This window comes from Clostridium nigeriense (assembly GCF_050585245.1).
Taxonomy (GTDB): domain Bacteria; phylum Bacillota; class Clostridia; order Clostridiales; family Clostridiaceae; genus Clostridium; species Clostridium nigeriense_A.
The window spans coordinates 564,629-587,295 of sequence record NZ_JBNOOF010000001.1 but is presented as its reverse complement, the minus strand read 5'-3'; the positions used below and the strand labels follow the sequence as shown (position 1 = coordinate 587,295).

Annotated in this window: 16 protein-coding genes; all 16 read left to right on the top strand. The window is 30.0% G+C overall.

What is annotated here, in order from left to right; all coding sequences use genetic code 11:
* The first annotated feature begins 75 nt into the window (after positions 1 to 75).
* The gene (locus ACQPUY_RS02855) at positions 76 to 1,590 is read left to right on the top strand and encodes a bifunctional metallophosphatase/5'-nucleotidase (RefSeq protein WP_430839406.1); all 1,515 of its coding nucleotides are present in this window, start codon (positions 76 to 78) and stop codon (positions 1,588 to 1,590) included.
* Positions 1,591 to 1,739: 149 nt separating this feature from the next.
* Entirely contained in the window at positions 1,740 to 3,002 is a 1,263-nt protein-coding gene (locus ACQPUY_RS02850; RefSeq protein ID WP_430839405.1) for a chloride channel protein, read from the top strand.
* Between the two features lie 106 nt (positions 3,003 to 3,108).
* Positions 3,109 to 4,662, top strand: coding sequence for a beta-N-acetylhexosaminidase (locus tag ACQPUY_RS02845; RefSeq protein WP_430839523.1), 1,554 nt, complete (start codon positions 3,109 to 3,111; stop codon positions 4,660 to 4,662).
* Positions 4,663 to 4,717: 55 nt separating this feature from the next.
* A complete protein-coding gene (locus ACQPUY_RS02840) occupies positions 4,718 to 4,921 on the top strand; it encodes a heavy-metal-associated domain-containing protein (RefSeq protein ID WP_430839404.1) in 204 nt (67 codons plus the stop codon).
* Positions 4,922 to 5,100: 179 nt separating this feature from the next.
* The gene (locus ACQPUY_RS02835; protein ID WP_430839403.1) at positions 5,101 to 6,153 is read left to right on the top strand and encodes an inorganic phosphate transporter; all 1,053 of its coding nucleotides are present in this window, start codon (positions 5,101 to 5,103) and stop codon (positions 6,151 to 6,153) included.
* A gap of 28 nt (positions 6,154 to 6,181) precedes the next feature.
* On the top strand, positions 6,182 to 6,805 hold the full coding sequence (locus tag ACQPUY_RS02830) for a DUF47 domain-containing protein (RefSeq protein WP_430839402.1): 624 nt from the start codon (positions 6,182 to 6,184) through the stop codon (positions 6,803 to 6,805).
* Positions 6,806 to 7,135: 330 nt separating this feature from the next.
* The gene (locus tag ACQPUY_RS02825; RefSeq protein ID WP_430839401.1) at positions 7,136 to 8,173 is read left to right on the top strand and encodes a LacI family DNA-binding transcriptional regulator; all 1,038 of its coding nucleotides are present in this window, start codon (positions 7,136 to 7,138) and stop codon (positions 8,171 to 8,173) included.
* A gap of 18 nt (positions 8,174 to 8,191) precedes the next feature.
* The gene (locus tag ACQPUY_RS02820) at positions 8,192 to 8,812 is read left to right on the top strand and encodes a bifunctional 4-hydroxy-2-oxoglutarate aldolase/2-dehydro-3-deoxy-phosphogluconate aldolase (protein WP_430839400.1); all 621 of its coding nucleotides are present in this window, start codon (positions 8,192 to 8,194) and stop codon (positions 8,810 to 8,812) included.
* An 80-nt stretch (positions 8,813 to 8,892) separates the two neighbouring features.
* Complete coding sequence (locus ACQPUY_RS02815; RefSeq protein WP_430839399.1) at positions 8,893 to 9,630, top strand: sugar phosphate isomerase/epimerase family protein; 738 nt, start codon at positions 8,893 to 8,895, stop codon at positions 9,628 to 9,630.
* Positions 9,631 to 9,729: 99 nt separating this feature from the next.
* Entirely contained in the window at positions 9,730 to 11,019 is a 1,290-nt protein-coding gene (locus ACQPUY_RS02810) for a citrate transporter (protein WP_430839398.1), read from the top strand.
* A gap of 58 nt (positions 11,020 to 11,077) precedes the next feature.
* Positions 11,078 to 13,207 (top strand): hydantoinase/oxoprolinase family protein, encoded by a 2,130-nt coding sequence (locus ACQPUY_RS02805; protein WP_430839397.1) that lies wholly within the window; start codon positions 11,078 to 11,080, stop codon positions 13,205 to 13,207.
* Positions 13,204 to 13,860, top strand: a complete 657-nt coding sequence (locus ACQPUY_RS02800) for a hypothetical protein (protein WP_430839396.1) — start codon at positions 13,204 to 13,206, stop codon at positions 13,858 to 13,860. The genes ACQPUY_RS02805 and ACQPUY_RS02800 overlap by 4 nt, the downstream gene beginning before the upstream one ends.
* A 1-nt stretch (position 13,861) precedes the next feature.
* Positions 13,862 to 14,800 (top strand): sugar kinase, encoded by a 939-nt coding sequence (locus tag ACQPUY_RS02795; protein WP_430839395.1) that lies wholly within the window; start codon positions 13,862 to 13,864, stop codon positions 14,798 to 14,800.
* Position 14,801: 1 nt separating this feature from the next.
* Positions 14,802 to 15,428 carry an orotidine 5'-phosphate decarboxylase / HUMPS family protein gene (locus tag ACQPUY_RS02790; protein WP_430839394.1) on the top strand — a complete coding sequence of 209 codons (627 nt, stop codon included), beginning with the start codon at positions 14,802 to 14,804 and terminating at the stop codon, positions 15,426 to 15,428.
* A complete protein-coding gene (gene hxlB, locus ACQPUY_RS02785; protein ID WP_430839393.1) occupies positions 15,428 to 15,967 on the top strand; it encodes a 6-phospho-3-hexuloisomerase in 540 nt (179 codons plus the stop codon). The genes ACQPUY_RS02790 and hxlB overlap by 1 nt, the downstream gene beginning before the upstream one ends.
* Before the next feature lie 379 nt (positions 15,968 to 16,346).
* Positions 16,347 to 22,565, top strand: coding sequence for a discoidin domain-containing protein (locus tag ACQPUY_RS02780; RefSeq protein ID WP_430839392.1), 6,219 nt, complete (start codon positions 16,347 to 16,349; stop codon positions 22,563 to 22,565).
* The last annotated feature ends 102 nt before the right edge of the window (positions 22,566 to 22,667 follow it).

Sequence of the window (22,667 nt, the reverse complement as noted above, 5' to 3'; positions counted from 1 at the left end):
TAAAATATATAAATATGGGGGATGTTAAAAAGTTAGGAGTAGCTTTTTAACATCCTCTTTTAATAAGGAGGAATTATGAAATTAGTTATTTATCAAACTAGTGATTTACATGGATTTGTTTATCCAACTAATTATGTAAGTGAAAAATCTCTTGGAATATTAAAAATTGGCACTTACATATTAAAAGATGAAAAAAATTATGATGCATCTTTAAAAATAGATTGTGGAGATCTTATTCAAGGTTCAGCATTAACACACTATTTATCTAAGCAAAAATTAAAAGTTAATCCTATTGTAGAGTTATTAGAAGATATTGGATATAATAGTTATGTATTAGGAAATCATGAATTTAATTATGGATTAGATTATTTAAATTGTGCATATAAAAATGTTTCAGAAAAAATAATAAATGCTAATATTAAAGGTTTAGAATTTGACAGTAAGCCTTATAAGATTTTTGATATTAATGGTTTTAAAGTTGGGTGCATTGGATTTACAACATCTTTTATACCAAATTGGGAACAAGAAAAGAATATTAAAAACTTAGAATTTTTAGATCCTGTCAAAGTTTATGGGAAATATGAGAAAGAATTAAAAGAAAACTGTGACATTATAATAGTTTGTTATCATGGAGGCTTTGAAAAGAGTTTAGATGGTAATAATACACCAACAGAAAGTTTAACTAAGGAAAATCAAGCTAGTGAATTATTAGAAACTTATGATTCAATAGATATAGTTTTAAGTGGTCATCAGCATAGATCTTTTATAACAAAGATGAATGGAGTAATATGCACACAACCTATGCATAATGGACAAAACTTTACCAAAATAGTTATTGATACAGAAACAAAAGAATCTACTTATGAATTAATAGATGTATCGAAAATAGATGATGAAATAAATAAGGATTTAGAAAGTAGATTTACTGAAATTAATAAAAAATTACAAGAATATTTAGATAAAGAAATAGGTCATTTTAAAAATGACATAATATTAGATGATATATTTATTGCAAGACTTAAGGGACATCCATTTATAAACTTTTTACATGAGGTTCAGCTAGATGTTTCTAATGCTGATTTTTCAGCTTTATCATTATTTGATACTGCTATTGGGTTTAAAAAGAATGTTTCAATTAGAGATGTTTTAATTAATTATCCATATCCGAATACATTAAAAGTACTAAAAATTAAGGGTAGCAAAGTAAAAGAAGCTATTGAAAAAAGTGCTACATATTTTATTTTAGAAAATAATGAAGTTAAAATAAATGAAGAATTCTTAGTACCAAAGGTTCAAAACTATAATTATGATACCTTTGCAGGATTAACTTATGAAATAGATTTAGAAAAGGATTTTGGAAATAGAGTTGTTTCTATGAAAAAAGATGGAAAAGACATAGATTTAAATAAAGATTATACAATTGTTTTAAATAATTATAGAGCAAGTAACACATCTATTTATCCAGCATATGAAAATGCAGAGGTAGTGAAGGAAATAAATATGGATATGAGTGAGCTTATTATAGATTATTTCCAAAGAAATAATGAAGTAGATGTGCCATCTGAAAGTAATTATATAATTAAATATTAGTATATTAGATTATAAAAAGTAAAGTTGGAGCTGTTTTAGACAGCTCTTTTTTTGTATCTAAAAACAGTAATTGTAATTAGCAAGAGAAGTCAATAAGAATTATTTCTCGAAAAAGAACAAATAATAGAATAAAGGATAAGGAGATAATTATGGATAAAAATACTAAAGAAGAAAATAAAGATTATTATAATTTAATAAAAAAAACATTTAAATGGATTAAATTAAGCATCATTATGGGAATTCCAATTGGAGTTATAGTAGGTTTATTTAACAGAGTTCTGTCAGCAGCTAACAACTATAGAAAGGAACATGAATATTTAATATATTTTCTTCCTATAGCAGGAATATTAATTACCTTTATGTATTTAAGAACTAAGAGAAATGCTTATTCAGGTGAGAATCTACTTAAGTCTGAAGTTCAATCAGCAGCTAAGGATATTCCTTTTTATATGACATTTGTGGTTTTTATAGGATCTTTAATTACTACATTTTTTGGCGGTTCTGCTGGAAAAGAAGGTTCAGCAGTAGCAATGGGGGGAACCTTAGGAGATTTTATATCTAGAAAGTTTAAATTAACTGATGATGAACAAAGAACTTTAGTGATATGTGGAGTAGGAAGTGCTTTTGGAGTAATATATGATGTTCCATTTGCAGGAGCAATTTTAGGTATGGAATTGGTTTTAAAAGGAAGGTTTCATTATCAAGCTCTAATTCCAGCATTTTTAACTACTGTTGTGTCTAATGAAATAGCTATTTGGATTGGTAGTAAGACTGTTGAATATCCTAGCTTAGTCTTAGATGATTTAAGTTTTATAGTAATTATGAAGTTAGTATTATTAGGGGTGATATTTGGAATTGGTGGATTTATATTTAATTTAGTTTTAGATAATAGTAGTAAGGTTTATGATAAATTCACTAAAAATCCATATATTAAGGCAATTATAGGAGGAGTTATTACAATAATATTATTTTGGATAGCTGGAGATAATTATAATGGACTAGGGCAATCTTTTATAAATGATTCCTTTAAAAATCATGTAAGCATAATGGATTATATATGGAAAGTTCTTTTTACCGCTGTTGCCTTAGGATCAGTATTTCAAGGTGGTAGAGGGAATCCAACATTTTTTGCAGGTGCAACTTTAGGAAGTTTTCTTTCTAAATATATTAATTTGCCACTTACTTCTGTTACAGCATTAGGTATGATAGGTTTATTTTGTAGTGCAACATCTCTTCCTATAACATCCATAGCTATGGCTTTAGAGTATTTTGGTGGAGAAGAAATGCTAGCAATAATTATAGTTATGACAATAAGTTATATAATATCAGGTTTTTATGACATCTTAGTAAAAAAGAAACTCCCAAAAGAAAAGGGGAAGATTTTCGAAGGAATTGTCCATAAGAATAAATAAGATTCTTATGAAAGTTTAATAATTAAACTAATGAAAAAACAAATGTAAGGAGGAAAATACTTTGTTTAAAGGAAATAGAAAATGGTTTATAGTTGCCTTTATAGCTATGGTTATTCCAATAGTTTCACTAATATCAACAATAAGTAAAAAGAAATTGGAGGTAATTGGAGATGCAAAAAGTATCAATAACACCATAATACCTAGGCCATTAACCTATAAAGAAAATGATGGAGAATTTTTAATTAATAAATATACTAGAATTTTTATAAAGGGAAAAGATGAAGAGGAAACAGCAGAAATATCTAATATTGCAGAATATTTAAAGGGGAAATTAAAACCATCTACAGGATATGACTTTACTATAAGTAAGAATGAAATTGAAAAACAAAATTATATTTATTTGACAACCTTAAATAGTGAAAGTACATTGGGTGATGAAGGATATAATATTACTGTTACTTCGGATGGAGTGAAGATAGTAGCTAATAAACCAGAAGGACTATTTAGAGGTATTCAAACTTTAAGGCAGTTATTACCTCCTGAAATAGATTCAAGTAAATTAGTAAATAATATTGAATGGAGTATTAAAAACTCAAAGATTTATGATAAACCAGAATATAGCTATAGAGGATTAATGATAGATGTAGCGAGACACTTTTTTACTGAAGAAGAAATAAAAAAGCAAATAGATATTGCTGCTCAGTACAAGATTAATAAAGTACATCTACATTTAACTGATGATCAAGGTTGGCGCATTGAAATAAAAAAATATCCTGATTTGACTCTTATTGGAGGAAGTACTGAAGTTGGTGGTGGTCCAGGAGGATATTATACTCAAGAACAATTTAAAAGTATAGTAAAGTATGCAGCAGATAGATATATTGAAATCATTCCAGAAGTAGATATGCCTGGACATACTAATGCAGCTTTAGCATCTTATGGATTTTTAAATCCAGATGGAAAGAGAAAATCTTTATATACTGGTACTGCTGTTGGATTTAGCACTCTTATGACAGATAGTGAGAAGACATATGAATTTATTGAAGATGTAGTAAAAGAAATATCTGAAATATCACCTTCTAAATATTTTCATATGGGTGGAGATGAAGCAGATAGTACTAAAAAAGAAGATTATGATTATTTTGTAGGAAGAGTTTCTAAAATAGTTGAGAAATATGGTAAAACACCAATAGGATGGGATCCAATAGATACAGCTCCTGAAATAAATTCAAGCGTTATACTTCAAAATTGGAAGGATTCAAATGAAGCTGCAAGGAAGAAGAATATGAATATGATAATTTCAATTGCTAGCAAAGCATATTTAGATATGAAGTACAGTGAAAATGTACCACCATATGGTTTAAATTGGGCAGGTTATATACCTATAGAAACAGCATATAATTGGGACCCAACAGATTTTGCACCGAAGAATTTAGTTTTAGGCATAGAGGCACCTCTATGGACTGAAACTATAGATAATGTTGAAGCTATGGAGTTTATGATATATCCGAGGTTGTTAGGATATGCAGAAATAGGATGGACACCTAAGAGTGAAAGAAACTGGGATGAATATAAGTTAAGATTAGAAAAACAAGGCATAAGAATGGAGTATGAAGGAATAAATTATTATAAAGATAATAACATATGGAAGAATCAATAAATAATAATACTTTGAGCATACTATAGTAGTACTAAATATGAAAGGAGGTTACAGTATGGATAGAGTACATTATAAAATAAGTGGAATTTCAAATGAAAATATGAAGACGCAATTAAAGAACTCTTTAGAAAAAGTCGATGGGGTTAATCAAGTTTGTGTAGATATGGCGAGGGGAACAATTGAAGTGATTTATAATGAACCTGCTACAGAAATTCAAATTAAATCATGCTTGGAGAGTTCAGCTCATGTAATCGAATAACCTAAGAAATAGTCTATGATATCATAATTCATAGACTATTTTATTTTAAAAAAATATAGTCAAAATATAAAAAAATATATATAAAATTGTTGAAAAATAATAAAAAAAGTTATATTGTTAAAATGTAGAAATATAAAATAATCTAGGAGTATTTTACATAATATGAAAGGAGATATTTCATGACAATTTCTTTTTTTGAATTTATTAGTCAAGTAATGAACAACCTTCCGTTATTAATTACTGTAATTCTAACTTTAGGAGTAATTTTAGTTAATGGATGGACTGATGCGCCTAATGCTATTGCTACTTGCGTGTCTACTCGTGCTATAGGGCCACGTGCTGCTATTTTTATGGCTACAATATTCAACTTTTTAGGGGTTTTTGTAATGACAATGATAAATGCCAATGTAGCACAAACTATATATAATATGGTTGATTTTGGTAATGATGCGCACTATGCACTGATAGCATTATGCGCAGCGTTATTTGCTATAGTTGTATGGGCTACTGCTGCTTGGTATTTTGGTATTCCGACAAGTGAAAGTCATGCATTAATTGCAGGAATTTCAGGAGCTGCAATTGCACTTCAAGGTGGAATGAGTGGTATAAATGGAAGTGAATGGGTAAAGGTAATATATGGTTTATTACTATCTACTTTCTTAGGTTTTGGTATGGGATGGTTAACTGTAAAAGTTATAGGATTCATATTTGGAGGATTTGATCGTAGGAAGACTAGAAGTTTTTTTAAATATTCTCAAATTGGTGGTGGAGCAGCTATGGCATTTATGCATGGGGCTCAAGATGGACAAAAGTTTATGGGAGTATTTATGCTAGGTATCTTTTTAGCAAATGGAAGAGGTGATGTTCAAAATTTTGTTATACCAGTATGGCTTATGGTAGTATGTTCATTAGTTATGGCATTGGGTACATCTATAGGAGGATATAAAATAATTAAAGCTGTTGGAATGGATATGGTTAAGTTAGAGCAATATCAAGGATTTTCAGCAGATCTAGCAGGTGCTGGATGTCTTTTACTTTCTTCAGTAACAGGAATCCCTGTAAGTACTACACATACAAAAACTACTGCGATAATGGGAGTTGGAGCTGCCAAAAGACTTAGTTCAGTAAATTGGGGAGTTGTTAAAGAAATGGTTTGGACATGGATTTTAACATTCCCAGGTTGTGGATTAATAGGATTCTTAATGGCAGAATTATTTATTTGGATATTTTAAAATATAATTATAGAGGAGCAAGATATTAATGGTAGGTAAAAAAGCAAATAATTATTTTGAAATGTTAGCTGAGTTAGTGGATTATTCCTGTGAAGCAGCAAATTTACTTAAAGATACTTTGGTAAACTTTAATGTAGATAAACTAGAAAAAAGAATAGATGAAATGCACAAAATAGAACATTCTGCAGATATAAAGAAACATGAAATGATGAATAAATTAGCTAAAGAGTTTATAACTCCAATAGAAAGAGGAGATATAATAGATTTAGCGCACTATATAGATAATGTAACTGATAATATTGAAGATATATTAGTTAAAATTTATATGTTTAATATTTCTGAAATAAAAAAAGAAGCATTAGGTTTTACTGATGTAATTATAAGAAATTGTAATGAATTAAAGAAGTTAATGAAGGAATTTCATAATTTTAAAAAGTCTTCTGAAATTAACAAGCTAATTATAAGTATAAATGATTTAGAAGAAGAAGGAGATAGGCTATATATTAATAGTATAAGAAATCTTTATACTAGTTCTAAAGATCCTATTGAAATTATGACATGGACAGGCACTTTCAAATATTTTGAAAGATGTTGTGATTCTTGTGAAAGTGTAGCAAATCAGGTTGAAAGTGTAGTAATGAAAAATTCGTAAATATATAAGATTTAAATGAGGATATTATAAAAAATCCTCATTTATTTTAAATATTCAGAAAACATAAAATATTTTAAAAAAATGTATTGAATTTTCTAAAATGTGGATATATAATTAAATCAATAAATGAAATCGATAACAAAACTATTTAGTTAATCGGTTTACAAAAGATGAAGAGTTAGAATAAGAATATTTAAATAGTTTATGTTAGTCATTTTCTAATTTATAGAGTTTAGGTTTTAATTAGATAAACTTTATGTTAATCGATTCACATAAACTGTTTTTATTATGTTAACCGGTTTACTATGACCTTGGGAGGACTTTCTTTAAATGAGTGAATTAAGAGGAAAAAGAGCCACCATAAAAGATGTAGCAGAAATGGCACAAGTATCTAAAACAACTATATCTAGATATTTAAATGGACAATACGAATTTATGTCTGTGGAAACCAAAGAAAAAATTGAGAAAGTAATTAAAGAACTTGAATATAGGCCAAGTAATATTGCAAGAAGTTTAAAAACACAAAAGACTGGATTAATAGGATGCATAATTGCTGATATAGGGAGCCCATTTTCTTCCATTGTAGTTAAAGGAATAAATGATGTTTGTAAACAAATAGGATATGATGTGCTTTTTGCTAATACAGATAATAATCCTGATAGTGAAAGGGAAAGTATAAAATCATTACTAGATAATAAGGTGGATGGTCTTATTGTAAATACTACGGGTAAAATAGATGATTATTTAATGGAGTTAAATAATTATGGAGTTAAGATAGTTCTAGCAGATCGTTGCCTAAAGGATATAAATGAAATAGATACTGTAACTACAGATAATTATAGAGCAACTTATGATTGTATGAAATTTTTGTATAAACAGGGATATAAAAAAATAGCTTTCTTCACTCAAGACATAACATCAAATAGTAGTCGTTATCTTAGACATTATGCGTATATTGATGCTGTTAAAAGTTTATATAATATTAATGGTGAAGAGCTTACATACATCATTGATGAAAAAAATATAGGTATGTGTGAGAAAAATTTAATTGATTTTGAAAAAAATTGTAATGGCGAGCCAGGAGTAATATTTACTGTTAATGGTGTTACATTACTAAATGTTCTTCATGGAATGAAAAACTTAGATATGAAAATAACAAAAAATATGGGGATTTGTGGTTATGATGACTGGGGCTGGGCTTCATTAATACCACCAGGAATAACTACTATAACCCAGGATTCTTATGAATGTGGTGTTCAATCAGCGAAGCTTCTTATTAGCAGGATTAATAATGATGAATCTGGTGCACCTAAGTATATTGAACTACCAGCTAAGCTTGTTATAAGAGGATCAACAGATCCTAAGTAAATAAAGGAGATGTTATTAATGAATAAAGAAGAAGTAAAGAAGTTAATGAAAGGTAAATTGATTGCAGTAATTAGAGGAAATGACTTAGAAGAAGCAAAACTTATATGTAGAACTATTGTTGAATCTGGAATAACAACTTTAGAAATTACTTTTAGTTTACCAAATGCAGAAAAATTAATTAAAGAATTAAAAGAGGAATTACCAAATGCATTAATAGGAGCTGGTACTGTTCTAAATAAGGAACAAGCAGAGCTAGCTGTATATAATGGAGCTGATTTTATAGTATCTCCTTGTATAGTAGAAGAAGTAGGAAGTTACTGCAAAGAAAATGATATCTTTTGTTCAATGGGAGCAGCAACACCAACAGAAGCATATAATTCATATTTAGCTGGTAGTGATGTAGTTAAGCTATTTCCAGGAGATTGCTTATCAATGAAGATGATTAAAGGAATAAAGGCTCCACTGCCATTTATTGAAATGATGCCAACTGGTGGTGTTGATGATACAAATGTTAAAGCATGGTTTGAAAGTGGAGCATATGCAATAGGATTCGGAGGATACTTAACAAAAGGAATTAATTCATCAAATCTTGATTTACTTAAAGAACGTTGTGAAAGATTAATAAATTCAGCTAAATAGAATATTTATTATCTAAACAAGTAAAAATAAATATAAATTTTAGGAAATAAAAGAGAATTTAGATAAGATGAGGGATGGGTATGGAAAAAGAAAAATTAGTAATCAATACTTTGGTATTTCTTTATGATTTAAAGAATGGAGTACCTCAAAGCACTATAATTGACAAAGTAAATAAGCTTGGGATAAAAAGTGTAGAAGTAAGACGTGAATTTATAAAGGATTTTAATAAAGAGATTCTAGATATTAAGGAAAAGGCTAGTAGCTATAATATGAATTTATTTTATTCTGTTCCAGAATGGTTGTTTAGAGGGAACAAGCTTAGAAGAAAAGAAATAGAAATCTATTTTAATGAAGCAAACAATATGAACTGTCACAATGTAAAGATGAATATAGGTGAAGTTAATGAATTGTCAGTGGAAGATGTTAAGGCAATAGATGAATTATGTAAGAAATATGAGATTAAACTTACTATAGAAAATGATCAAACTTGTGAAAATGGAAGATCAAAGAAAATATATAATTTCTTAAAAAAGGATAGAGAATTAGGCGGAAACATTTCTTTCACATTCGATGTCGCTAACTGGATTTTTCAAGATGAGGACCCTATAAAAAATTCAGAACTATTAAAAGATTTTGTGAAGTATATACATTTAAAAAATGCAGATGTAAATAGAAAAAATACTTTATTAGATGAAGGAATATTAAATCTAGAAAAGATACTTCATAATTTACCAAAAAACTTACCTATGGCTTTAGAATATCCATGCACTTCAATAGAAGAGGTTGAGCTAGAAATTAAAAAAGCTTTAAAATTATAACTTATATATAATTTTTATTAAAGAAGGTGATATATGAAAGAAGATAAATAAATAAATAAATTATTTTTTATGTTTATTTAAAAGGGGAGAAAGAATATTATGGACATGATTATTGGAATTTTATTATTACTTACTTTTATTGCTTTTATCATATACGCTGTAAAAGGCGGAAATATGATGATTGGTTTCTTGGTAATGGCAATTATATGGACAGCTTTAGGAATTATAGGTGGAGAAATTACATGGGCAGATGCTCAAACTCAAATTTTTCAAGGGGGACCGGAAAGTTGGGGTGCTACAGCAGTTGTAGTTATATTTGGTAGCTGGTTTGGACAAGTTCTTGTTAAAACAGGAATTGCATCTAAAATTATCAAATTAGCAGTTGAGTTAGGTGGAGATAAACCATTAATTACAACAATATTAATATCAATAGTTACATCACTTATCTTTACTAGTACTTTTGGAGCAGGTGCAGTTGTAGCAATTGGTGTAATCGTATTACCAATATTATTATCACTTGGAGTCCCAAAAGCTCTAGCTGTTTCATCTTATCTTATGTCAGTTGGTTCAGGAATGTACGTTAATATAGTTCTTTTCAAGCAAATGCAAGGTATATTTGAAGGATTTCAATATGATTCAAATTACTTAAAATTTGGATTTACTGCAATGGCAATACAATTATTAGTAGTAATTATAATGCTAGCTGTAAGGCTTAGAAAAACTAAAGTAAGTCATGCTTGGGCAGCTACTGCAACTAATACGCCAACTGAAGAAAATGTACCTGGAATAGCTTTAATTACTCCAGTATTACCAGTCATATTAGCTATAGTATTTAAGTGGCAACCAATACCAGCATTTATAGTAGCTTCATTCTATGCATTATTTGTTTGTGGAAAGATTAAATCTTACAAAGATTGTGAAAAAGTTATTTCAAAGACATTTTATGATGGTGTTGTAGACGTTGCATCACTATTAGGATTCTTATTTATACTACCTATGTTTAATAAGGTTGCAGGATTTGATTCAGTATTTTTCCAAAGTATATTGGGAGGAATAATGCCAAGTAGTACATTATTGTTATGCGTGCTATTTGCAGTAATTGCTCCACTTGGATTATTCCGTGGACCATTAACAGTATTTGGTGCTGGAGCTGCAACATTAGGTATATTGAATGGTATGGGAATTTTCTCAGCAGAACTCTTATTCCCTCTAATATATATTCCAACTATTACAATGAACATTTCTTGCTGTCCAACACAATCTTGGAATCTTTGGGCAATTAACTACTCAAAGACAAATACTAAAGATTTCTTACGTTCAGGTGTTATTTGGGGTTGGATAATTTGTGCAATTAATTCAGTAGTAGTTTACTTTATGTATGGGATGTAATTAGACTAAACAAAAGATATTAATAAACTAATAATAAAATGAGAATGGAGGAGTAATTATGGGAAATAGAGCAATTCGTGTGGGAATAGATGTTGGAGGAACTCATACTAAAGCTGTAGCAATAGATAATGAAACACATGAGATTATAGGAAAAGGTTCAGTTATGACTACTCATGATGATGAAATGGGAGTGGCAACTGGAGTTATTGAAGCATTTAAATTATGTTTAACTGCAAATAATATTGATCCTAATGATGTTATATTTATTGCTCATAGTACAACTCAAGCTACAAATGCACTTTTAGAAGGAGATGTTGCTGAAGTTGGAATTATTGGAATGGGAAAAGGTGGTTTTAGTGGGTTTCTAGCTAAGAAACAAAGTAAAATTGATGATATTGATTTAGGAACAGGAAGAATAATTAAAGTACATCACACATATTTAAAACAAAAGGATGCAAGTGAAACTAATATTGAAAAATCAATTAATGAACTAAGATCACAAGGGTCAAATGTTATAGTTGCATCAAAGGCTTTTGGTGTTGATGACTTAACTGAAGAAAATGAAGTTAAAAAAGTTGCAGAAAAATATGATATTCCTGTTTCAGTAGCATCTGAAATAAGTAAGTTATATGGACTTACAAGAAGAACAAGAACTGCAGCAATTAATGCTAGTATTCTTCCTAAGATGCTAGAAACTGCTAATAGTACAGAGGATAGTGTTCGTAAAGCTGGTATTAAAGTACCACTAATGATAATGCGTGGTGATGGTGGTGTAATGGATATTAGTGAAATGAAAAAACGTCCTGTATTAACCATGCTTTCTGGTCCAGCAGCTAGTGTTGTTGGTGCTTTAATGTACTTAAGGGCTTCAAATGGTATATATTTTGAAGTTGGAGGTACAAGCACTAATATAGGGGTAATAAAAAATGGTAGACCAGCGGTTGATTATTCAATAATTGGTGGACATCCAACTTATGTTAATTCTTTAGACGTACGTGTATTAGGAGTTGCAGGAGGAAGCATGGTTAGAGCATCTAAAGAAGGAATAGTTGATGTTGGACCAAGAAGTGCTCATATAGCAGGTATGCCTTATGCAGTATATACTCCAATTGAAGAAATTGAAGATCCACAAGTTGAATTCTTTAGGCCTAAAGATGGTGACCCTTCAGATTATGTTTATATTAGATTAAAGAATGGAAAGAAAATTACAATTACAAATAGTTGTGCAGCTAATGTCTTAGGATATGTAAAGCCAGAACATTATTCATATGGAAATCCTGAAGCTGCTCGTAAAGCCATTGAACCATTAGCTGAATATATGAATACTACTGTTGAAGATGTGTGTGAGCAAATTTTAAGAAAATCTTATGAAAAGATTAGACCAGTTATTTTAGAACTTGCCGAAAAATATAAATTAGAAAAAGATCAAATTTCTCTTGTAGGAGTTGGTGGTGGAGTCTCAGCATTACTACCATACACTGCTAAACTTATGGAATTAGGATATAGTATTCCTGAAAATGCAGAAGTTATTTCTTCTATAGGTGTTGCGTTATCAATGATTCGAGATGTTGTTGAACGTGTTATTCCATCTCCAACTAAGAAAGATATTGCAGATATTAAAAAGGAAGCTGCTAATATGGCTATTGCTAATGGAGCGGTTCCAGACAGTGTAGAAGTTCAAATAGAAATCGATTCACAAACCTCAAGAGTAACAGCAATAGCTTTAGGATCTTCAGAAGTTCAAACTACAGATTTATTAAAGGCTTGTAGCGAAGAGGAAGCAAAGGAAATTGCAGCAAAATCAATGGGAGCAACAATTGAAGAAACAAAATTAATAACTAAGAGTAATGTATTCTATGTATTTACTTCTAAAAAGAAAAATGGCTCTGATCAAATAAGAATTGTAGACAAAAAAGGTTTTATTAAAGTTCAACGTGGTGATGGTGATGCTAGAAAATGTACAGTATCAGAAGCACCAAAGGTTATAGAAGAAATGTGGGAACAATTATCAGTATTTAAAAATGACATTAAGTTAACACCAGATATGTATTTATGTACAGGTGGAAAGGTACTTGATTATGCTGGAATGATGGATTTAGATCAACTTTACCTAGTTGTGGATACAGAGTTAGCAACATTAGAAGATAATGAAGAAATTATACTAATTGGAGCTAAAAACGATATATGATTGAAGAAAAAATAGATTTTCTTATTAATATCAATGATGAAGAGTGGGGGCAATATGCTTTTAGCAGAGACCCCCTTAAAGGTAAAGTTTCAGAAGAATTAAGAAGAGAGATAATAAAGAAAGCAAATGAATGTGGAAAGATTGAGGCTATAAAGTTAAAAGAAAAATATAAAGATAGTCCTATTAAAAAAATCATAAAAAAAATGAATCTAGAATTTATAGAAGAAGATTCAAATGGAACTGAATCGTATATTATGTTTGCTTGCTATAATAGTCCAAATAAAATTACAATATTTAAAAGAAATAAAATGCTAGTAGAGGAATTCATTAAAGAAAATAAGCTTAATAATAAGTTAGAGTATATTGATGTTGAAAGTATGTTACTTGCTCATGAATTATTTCATCACATAGAAGAAAATAACAAAGATATTTATACAAAAAATGAAAAAGTTGTTTTATGGAAAATAGGTAAGTATAAATATAAATCAGGATTAGTATGTATTGGAGAAATTGCTGCTATGGCTTTTGCAAAAGAATTATTATCAATAAATTATAATCCTTATGTTTTTGATGTCTTAATGTTATATCCACATGATGAAAATAAGGCTAATGAGTTATATAAAGAAATAGAAGGATTTAAAGGGGGACATTAATATGAGTAGAATAATATTGTTTGGGGAGCCTATGGCTATGTTCACAGCTGAAGAAGAGGGTCCTCTTGAAAAAGTAGAACTATTTAGAAGATCATTAGCTGGAGCAGAAGTTAATGTGTGTACAGGTCTTACTAGATTAGGACATAAAGTAGAGTATGTAACTAAACTTGGAGAAGATCCATTAGGAAAGTATGTAAAAAATTTTTTAGATATAGAAGGAATAGGAACAGAGTTTATTACATTTGATCCTATATATAAAACTGGAACTATGCTTAAGAGTAAGGTTTCATCTGGAGATCCAGTAACTGCATATTATCGCAAAGGCTCAGCTTTTTCACATACGACTGCAGAAGATATAGATAAAATAAATTTTGCTGGAGTTTCCTTAGTACATGTTACAGGAATACCACCTGCTTTATCTTTAAGCTGTAGAGAGGCTACATATAGATTGATGGAAAGAGCTAAAGAAAATAATTGTTATATAACTTTTGATCCTAATTTAAGACCAGCATTATGGGAAAGTGAAGAAGTTATGATTAAAGTTATAAATGAATTAGCTTCTAAATGTGATTTAATATTACCAGGTGTATCTGAGGGGGCAATATTAACAGGAAGTAGTGAACCAGAAAAAATAGCAGATTTCTATCAAAAATTAGGTGTTAAAGATGTTATAATAAAAGAAGGTAGCAAAGGAGCTTATGTAAGAAGTGATTCTGAAAGCTTTAGACAAAAAGGTTTCAAAGTTAAAAAAGTAGTGGATACAGTTGGGGCAGGAGATGGCTTTGCTGTAGGTATAATAAGTGGAAAATTAGAAAATTTAGATATGAAAGAATCTGTAGTAAGAGCTAATGCTATTGGAGCAATTCAAGTAACTTTTGTAAGTGATAATGAAGGATTACCTACAAGAGAGGAATTAGATAAATTTATAAAGGAGAATTAAAATGAAACTTCAAGTAGCCGTAGATAGAGTATCTATAGAAAAAGCAATCGATATAATAAGAGAAGTAGAAGAATATGCAGATATTGTGGAAATAGGAACATCTTTAATTAAAGATTTTGGATTAGAATCAGTTCGTAGAATAAAAGGAGAGTTTCCTAATAAAATAATTCTAGCAGATATTAAAACTGTAGATGAAGCAGAATATGAATTTGAAGCAGTATATAATGCTGGAGCAGATATTGCTACAGTACTTGGAGGATCTTCATTAGAAACCTTAAGAATTTGTAAAAGGGTGGCTAATAAATATAACAAGGACTATTTAATTGACTTAATTGAGGTTTCATATGAAAAGCAAGAAGCCCTTAAAGAATTTTCAGATGGGATAATTTGTGTCCATTTACCTTCTGATAATGGTGGAATAGGGCTTGAAGATTTAATTAATTCAACAATAGGCAATTTAAAAGATTTTAATAGATTAGCTGTTGCTGGAGGAGTTAGTAAAGATAGTATTAGTACTATTAAAAAAGCAAATTTTGATATAGCTATAGTTGGTGGAGCTATTACTAAATCTGAAAATATAAAAGAAGCTACTAAGGCCTTTAAAGTTCTTATGGAGGATGATAAATAATGGAACTATTAAATGTTATTTTAGAAGAAATAAAAGATGTAATTTCAAAAGTAAATGAAAGTGAATTTAAAAGTGCAGCATCAGCAATAACTAAGAAAAGAAGAATATTTGTTGATGGAGAAGGACGTTCAGGTTTAATGGCGAAAGGCTTTGCTATGAGACTTATGCATTTAGGTTATAATGTTTATGTAGTAGGGGAAACTATTACTCCATCAGTAAGAAAAGGTGATCTTTTTATCTCTGTATCAGGCTCAGGAAAAAGTGCTAATGTAGTTTCTGATACTAAAAAAGCAAAGAAAGCTGGATGTGAGATAGTTTCATTTACAAGTAATAAGGAATCAGATTTAGCAAAAGAATCAGATATTATTGTTGTAGTTCCCGGAACAGTAAAAGGGGATACAGGATCAGAGAGAAAATCAATACAATTGTTAAGTTCATTATTTGACCAAAGTATTCATATTGTTTTAGATGGTTTATGTTTATATTTAAGTAAAAGAGATGATATTTCTAATGAGTCAGCTACTAAAATTCATTGGTAATCAAAATAAGTATTACCGCTAGGTAGTATTTAAATGTAAATAAAGTATTAATTCCTTAATTCAGTTTTTAAGTGTAGCTATTAATTTTGTGATGACTTTAGCATATTGAAGTAATAACAAAATTAATATCTGCACTTTTTTGCAATTTAAAATCAAATAGTCAGAAAATAGAAAATAATGAAAAAATATAAAGTTTTAACTAGAAAGTGCAAATACCAAAATAGTTAAATAATGTATAATTTTCTTTGGAAGCGTTAACATTTACTTTTTAGATACTTAAGCCATGCAAGTTATAAAATTTATGCATGATTATTTTAAAAATGAAAGGGTGTGTAATTATTTAAACTAAAAAGTAATATTAAAGTGAAAGGAGAAAGTTATGTTTAATAAACTTAAAAGAGTTGGAGCTACAACATTGGCAGGAATGATGGCTCTAACATTAATTTCGACTCCATATAAGACGGTAAAAGCAGATGTTTTGGGAGGGGAAGTTCGTGCAACTTATGAAAATGGTAAATTAACAATTGAGAATGACTACATAGGACGTACCTTTTCAACAACTGAGGATAAGTTAAAAACAGAGAAAATTACAAATAAGAGAACAAGTAATGGAGCTACTGACTTTATTCCAGCAGAAGGCAGTGAAGAATTTAAAATTAGGGTAACAAAAACAGAATCAAATCCTATTGTGTTGCCAGCTATTTCTAGAGAGGGATGGACTGCAACAGCAGAGAGTTATCAAAATGCATCTGGCTCTAGTGATGGACCTGCATCTAATCTTATTGATGGAGATGTATCATCAATATGGCATACAAACTATGGTGGAGGACAGGGAAGTAGACAATATCCTTATAATGTATTATTCACATTAAATGGAGTTAAAAAATTCCAATCATTCTCTTACACACCACGACAACAAGGTGAAGGTACTAATGGAAATATTAAGGGTTATGAACTTTGGGCTGCAACAAGTGATAGTAAGCTTACTGCAGATTCTAGTGAATGGACAAAAGTAGCAGAAGGTAACTTTAAGTATGATGGAATAAATCCTATTTATGTTAACTTAAATGAAGAAGTAAGTGCAAATCAATTAAAATTTGTGGCTATATCTTCAAATAATGGACAAAGTTTTGCAGGGGGTGCTGAATTTAATTTACATGAAGAAAAAGCACCAATTGCAGTAAATGATAGAGAGTTTGCATCAAGTAATTTAGAATTAGATGGAGAGCCTGTTATTTCAGATACTAATGCAACAATAAATAATGTTGAAAAAATAGGTAAAAAAGTAACATTTAATTTTAAACCTTATACATTCAAGGGTGTTGATTATACTATTTCTGAAAATATTGTTATGTATGAAGGCGATCACTTTATGCGTAAATATTTAGAAATCAGTGTTCCGGATTCTCAAAAAGCAGATGCGGTAATCGATTATATTGATTTAGAATCTATGAATGTAAATGAAAACGATGCTACATGGACAATACCAACAGATGCTGGTGGTATTGTTGAAATGGATCAGTTTAAAGCAAATCTTGGACAACCAATATATATTCAAGGGATGTTCTTTGGCTCTGAGTTTCCTTTAACAGACACAGAAATTGTAGATAAAACTGGATATATAAGATATTATTCAGGAAAGTCTTTTGAAAGATTAGGATTAGATAATCAACTTGCTAAAACAGAGGATGGCAGTGCAAAATATGTTACATGGCAAACAGTTGCTGGTGCAGCAAGAAGCACAGAAAATGAAGTTATTCAAGCTGATTTCTTTGAGTATATATCATCTATTGCTACACCATCTGAGTTCCGTATTCAGTACAACTCATGGTTTGATAATATGATGACAATTAATGATGAAAATATTCTTGATTCATTTATTGAAGTTGATAGAGAACTTAACAATGTAGAAGTTCGTCCTATTGATTCTTATGTAGTAGATGATGGATGGAATAACTATAATAATACTTCTGTTGTGGATGCAGTACGTTCCGGTACTTCATTGAATACAACAGGTTTCTGGGAGTTTAATACAAAGTTCCCTGATGGACTTACACCTTCAAGTGAGCTTGTTAATAAATTTGGAAGTAACTTTGGGGTATGGGTTGGGCCACGTGGAGGATATAATTTCTATGGGTCATTAGCTGATATACTTACAAAGAGTGGAAAAGGAAGTAAAGCCGGAGGTTCAATTGATGTTGCTGATCGTGAGTATGTAAAAAATTTTGGAGATATGGCAGTAGATTGGCAAAATGAATATGGTGTTAATTATTGGAAATGGGATGGCTTTGTAGACCGTGCACAATATAATGCTTTTCCAGCTGCAGATGGAGTGCCTGGATATGCTAACCGTCATATGACTGGTGGATATCAACATATGTACCATGTAACAGATATGTGGGAAGCATGGATTGATATGTTTGAATTAGTTCGTGAAAATGGACAAGATATAAATAAGTTATGGATTTCTCTAACCTGCTATGTAAATCCAAGTCCGTGGTATTTACAATGGGCAAATAGTGTGTGGCTTCAATGTACTGCTGACCAAGCAGATGCAGGAAGTAGTAGTAGTAAGATGGATCGTCAAATAACATACCGTGATGCAGCTTATTATGATTTCATAAAGAACCATGAATTCCAATTTCCATTAGCTAATATTTATAATCATGATCCTGTATATGGTAAAGAAGGAACTGGAATGAATCTTACTACTGCAACAGATGAGCAATTTAAGAATTACTTATATATGCTTGCTACACGTGGAACTGCATTCTGGGAACTTTATTACTCTGATAGTATTATGACAGAAGGTAAATATGAAGTTACAGGAGAATTCCTTCAATGGGCTGAGAAAAATTATCATATGCTTAAAAATTCAAAGATGTTTGGAGGAAATCCGAATACTGGTACTAAACTTAGTGGAAATGGATCAGGAGAAAACTCTGCATATGGATTCTCTGGGTTTGATGGAACAGATGGTATAATTTCATTAAGAAACCCTGCTACAACAGCTAAAGAAATTACATTTACATTTGATCGTACTATGGGAGTAGCTGAAAATGCAGGTGTATTAAATTATCATTTAGAACATTCTTATAATCTTACAGAAGGAACAGATGCAACTGGAACTCTTGAATATGGAAAAACATATACAATTACATTACAACCTGATGAAGTACGTATTCTTCGTGTATCTAAGGAGGGAGATACAACAGCTCCTAAGTATACAAGAGCTTATACAGATGGAGATAAGACAATTACTGTGAAATTCGATGAGAAAGTAAATGGTAAATTATTTGAAGTAGAAGGAGCGAAAATAGCTTCTATTAATAAGAGTGCAGATGGAATAACATATACTATTAAGCTAACAGAAGCACTTAAAGATGGTAATACTTTAAAGATTAATGCTAAAGATATTAAAGATTTAGCAGGTAATGCATTAGAAAATAAAACAATTATTACAACTTATCATAAAGATAACAAAGTAATTGAGAGTAATGCTATAAAGGTAAATGGAAGTAAGCAAATATCAGATGCAGAAAAATCTATTAATTCAAACAATGGATTTACTGTTTCTGCAACAGTGACAACAGAAGGAAAGGGAAGTGCTGTTTCACAAGAAAATGGCTATGATTTAGGGGTTAATGAAGCTGGAAAAGCATACTTCACATTAAATGGTGCAACAGCAGTATCTGAAGATGTTGTTAATGATAATGTTGAACATGTAATAACTGGCGTAAAAGAAAATAACGGTATTCTAAAATTATATGTTGATGGAGAACTTGTTGGTTCTGCATATAATAAAGAAAACAGATATTTTGAAGTGAATTCTGGAGTCACTACAATTGGAAGTACAGGCTTTACAGGAAAAGTTGGGGTTACTGTATATGATACTGCTTACGGCTATGATGTAGTAAAAGAGCTTGCTAACCCAAGTAATGAGCGGAAACCTCTAGATACTACTGGAATGACAGTAAGTGTACCAAATACTAGTGAAGGAAATAAGGATAAGATTTTTGATAATGATCCTACAACTTTCTGGACAAGTGCTAAAGTAGATAATGGTATTGCTAAGGGTAATCCATACCTAGAAATTGATCTTAATGGTTCATATGTGATTGATAGGGTAGATTACACAAAACGTTTTTATGATTCAGCAGCAAACATTTGGAAGTGTACTGGTAACTTACGTACTTATGTTTTAGAAATAAGTAATGATGGTGGTAAAACATGGAGTGAAGTTAAATCAGGAAAAACATTTAATGATGAATCATTGACAGAAAAGGGCAATGGAGGAACTACAGAAATAACTTTTGATCCAGTTGAAGCTACAAATATCCGTATTAGTGGTACAGAGTCTTATCACTGGCAAGCTGAAAATGTTAATAAGTTCATGACTGTTGCTGATATAAAGATTTTTGGAGAGAAAGAAGTATCAACTAATCTTGCACTAAATAAAAATATTACTGGTAAATGGACAGAAACTAATGATGATGTAACAGTAAATAAAGATAAACCATTAGCAAATGTAGTTAATGACAATAAGTCAGTAAATGACTATGCGGATTTTGGAAGTGATGATAATACAGGTTCTTCTTATATTCAGGTTGATCTTGGTAAAGTAAGTGATGTTGAGTCTATAAACTTATATCGTTACTGGAGTGATGCAAGAATATACAAGGGTACTGTTATAGCATTATCTGAAACAGAGGATTTTTCTAATCCTGTAATAGTTTATAATTCAGATGCTGAAAACGTACATGGATTAGGCGCAGGAACAGATTCTACTTATACAGAAACTGAAGATGGAAAAACAGTTACATTGAATGAAGTAACAAAAGCAAGGTATGTACGTGTTTATATGCATGGAAGTAATAAAGGTAATACAAATCATATAGTAGAATTAGAGGTTATTGGTAAACAAGATAAAGATCAAGAAGTAGATATTGATATCAGTTCATTAATTGAAAGACTTACTGTATTAAATGAGTTAGACACTACTAACGCTACAAAAAATAGCGTAATAGAGTTCAATAAATTAATGAAAGAAGGATATGATTTATTATCAAATATTAAGACACAAGAAGATATTGATAGTATGATTACTAAACTTCAAAATGCAGAAGATATTTTAGTTAATACAAGTAATCTTAAAGCAGCTATTCAAGAAGCAAAAGATGTTGTTGATATAAAGACAACAAGTAGTTCTCAAGACTTAATTGCTAAAATAGAAGAAGCAGAAGCTTTATTGATTAATGGAACTACAGACAGTATTACAAGAATAATTGAAGAATTAAATGCAGCTAAATCAAGCGATAAACTTATTGATCGTGGTAATACAAAAGTATTAGCAGATTTAATAAAGTCTTATGAATCATTAAAGGAATCAGATTATGCTAAGGAATCATGGGATTCATATAAGGCTAAACTTGATGAAGCAGTTGCTATTGTTAAAGATAATAGCAATAGTTCACAGGCAGATGTAGATGCTGCAAAAGCAGCTCTTGAAAGTGCAAAAAGTAAACTTGTAAAAGCTCCTGTTGTAACAGAAGTAAATAAAGATTCACTTAAGAAAGCTATTGAGAATGCTGATAAAGTAGATAAGAATGCTTATACAAATACATCTTATGATGTTATGAAGGCAGCATATGATCGTGCTATAGAATTTATGAATAGTAATACTGTTACACAAGATCAAGTTAATGAAGCAACAAAGTTATTAGAGGATTCATTAATTGCACTTGAAAAACGTGCAGATGTAACAGAAGGAGAAAACCTTTTAACTAGTATCCAAGAAGAAGATCTTAAAGCTGATGAATATACAGAAGAAAGTTGGAACCCATTTGCAAAAGCTAAAGCAGCTTTAGAAGCAGCAGTTAAAGACAATTCTGATATAAATGAAACTAAGATAAATGAGCTTATTGGAGCCCTTAAGTATGCAAAAGACAACCTTAAGAAAGCAACTCCAAAGGTTGATAAATTAGAGCTTGAAGCTTTATATAACGCAAATAAAGATAAGAAGGATGAAGGTTACACAAGCGGTAGTTGGAATACATTCCAAAATGCATTAAAAGTAGCTGATGCAATTCTTAAAAATGAAGATGCAAAACAAGAACAAATTGATAATGCTTTAGCTAATTTAACAAAAGCAATTGATGAATTAGAAGAAAAGCAAGAGCCACCAACAGAAGAAGTAAATAAAGATAAGTTACAAGAAGTGTATAATGCAAATAAAAATAAAAAAGAAGAAAATTATACAGAAGATTCTTGGAAGGTATTTAATAATGCTTTAAATGAAGCAAAGGAAGTATTAGGTAATAAAGATGCTATACAAGAGGATGTTGATAAGGCTTTAGCTAATTTAGAAGAATCTATTAATAACCTAAAAGAAAAGACTAAAGAGCCATCAACTGATATAGAACAACCAGGAAATAATGCTAATAAAGAAGAATCAGGTAATAATAGTTCAGGAACTAATAATTTACCACAAACAGGAGGAAGTGATCCTATGGCAGGAGCATTATCTGCTATATTATTAGTAGTTGTAGGAACATTCTTTCTATTTAATAAAAAAAGAATAAATAATAATGTTAAATAGGATATAAGATAAATAAGGAGCAGCTAGAAAGTTATTTAAAAATAACTTTCTAGATAGCTCCTCTATTTTTTTATAATTATAAAGGATAAATAAGTTATAAAA

Coding starts and splice junctions, on each gene's coding strand:
- ACQPUY_RS02855 (WP_430839406.1), top strand. CDS start 76: ATGAAATTAGTTATTTATCAAACTAGTGATTTACATGGATTTGTTTAT.
- ACQPUY_RS02850 (WP_430839405.1), top strand. CDS start 1,740: ATGGATAAAAATACTAAAGAAGAAAATAAAGATTATTATAATTTAATA.
- ACQPUY_RS02845 (WP_430839523.1), top strand. CDS start 3,109: ATGGTTATTCCAATAGTTTCACTAATATCAACAATAAGTAAAAAGAAA.
- ACQPUY_RS02840 (WP_430839404.1), top strand. CDS start 4,718: ATGGATAGAGTACATTATAAAATAAGTGGAATTTCAAATGAAAATATG.
- ACQPUY_RS02835 (WP_430839403.1), top strand. CDS start 5,101: ATGACAATTTCTTTTTTTGAATTTATTAGTCAAGTAATGAACAACCTT.
- ACQPUY_RS02830 (WP_430839402.1), top strand. CDS start 6,182: ATGGTAGGTAAAAAAGCAAATAATTATTTTGAAATGTTAGCTGAGTTA.
- ACQPUY_RS02825 (WP_430839401.1), top strand. CDS start 7,136: ATGAGTGAATTAAGAGGAAAAAGAGCCACCATAAAAGATGTAGCAGAA.
- ACQPUY_RS02820 (WP_430839400.1), top strand. CDS start 8,192: ATGAATAAAGAAGAAGTAAAGAAGTTAATGAAAGGTAAATTGATTGCA.
- ACQPUY_RS02815 (WP_430839399.1), top strand. CDS start 8,893: ATGGAAAAAGAAAAATTAGTAATCAATACTTTGGTATTTCTTTATGAT.
- ACQPUY_RS02810 (WP_430839398.1), top strand. CDS start 9,730: ATGGACATGATTATTGGAATTTTATTATTACTTACTTTTATTGCTTTT.
- ACQPUY_RS02805 (WP_430839397.1), top strand. CDS start 11,078: ATGGGAAATAGAGCAATTCGTGTGGGAATAGATGTTGGAGGAACTCAT.
- ACQPUY_RS02800 (WP_430839396.1), top strand. CDS start 13,204: ATGATTGAAGAAAAAATAGATTTTCTTATTAATATCAATGATGAAGAG.
- ACQPUY_RS02795 (WP_430839395.1), top strand. CDS start 13,862: ATGAGTAGAATAATATTGTTTGGGGAGCCTATGGCTATGTTCACAGCT.
- ACQPUY_RS02790 (WP_430839394.1), top strand. CDS start 14,802: ATGAAACTTCAAGTAGCCGTAGATAGAGTATCTATAGAAAAAGCAATC.
- hxlB (WP_430839393.1), top strand. CDS start 15,428: ATGGAACTATTAAATGTTATTTTAGAAGAAATAAAAGATGTAATTTCA.
- ACQPUY_RS02780 (WP_430839392.1), top strand. CDS start 16,347: ATGTTTAATAAACTTAAAAGAGTTGGAGCTACAACATTGGCAGGAATG.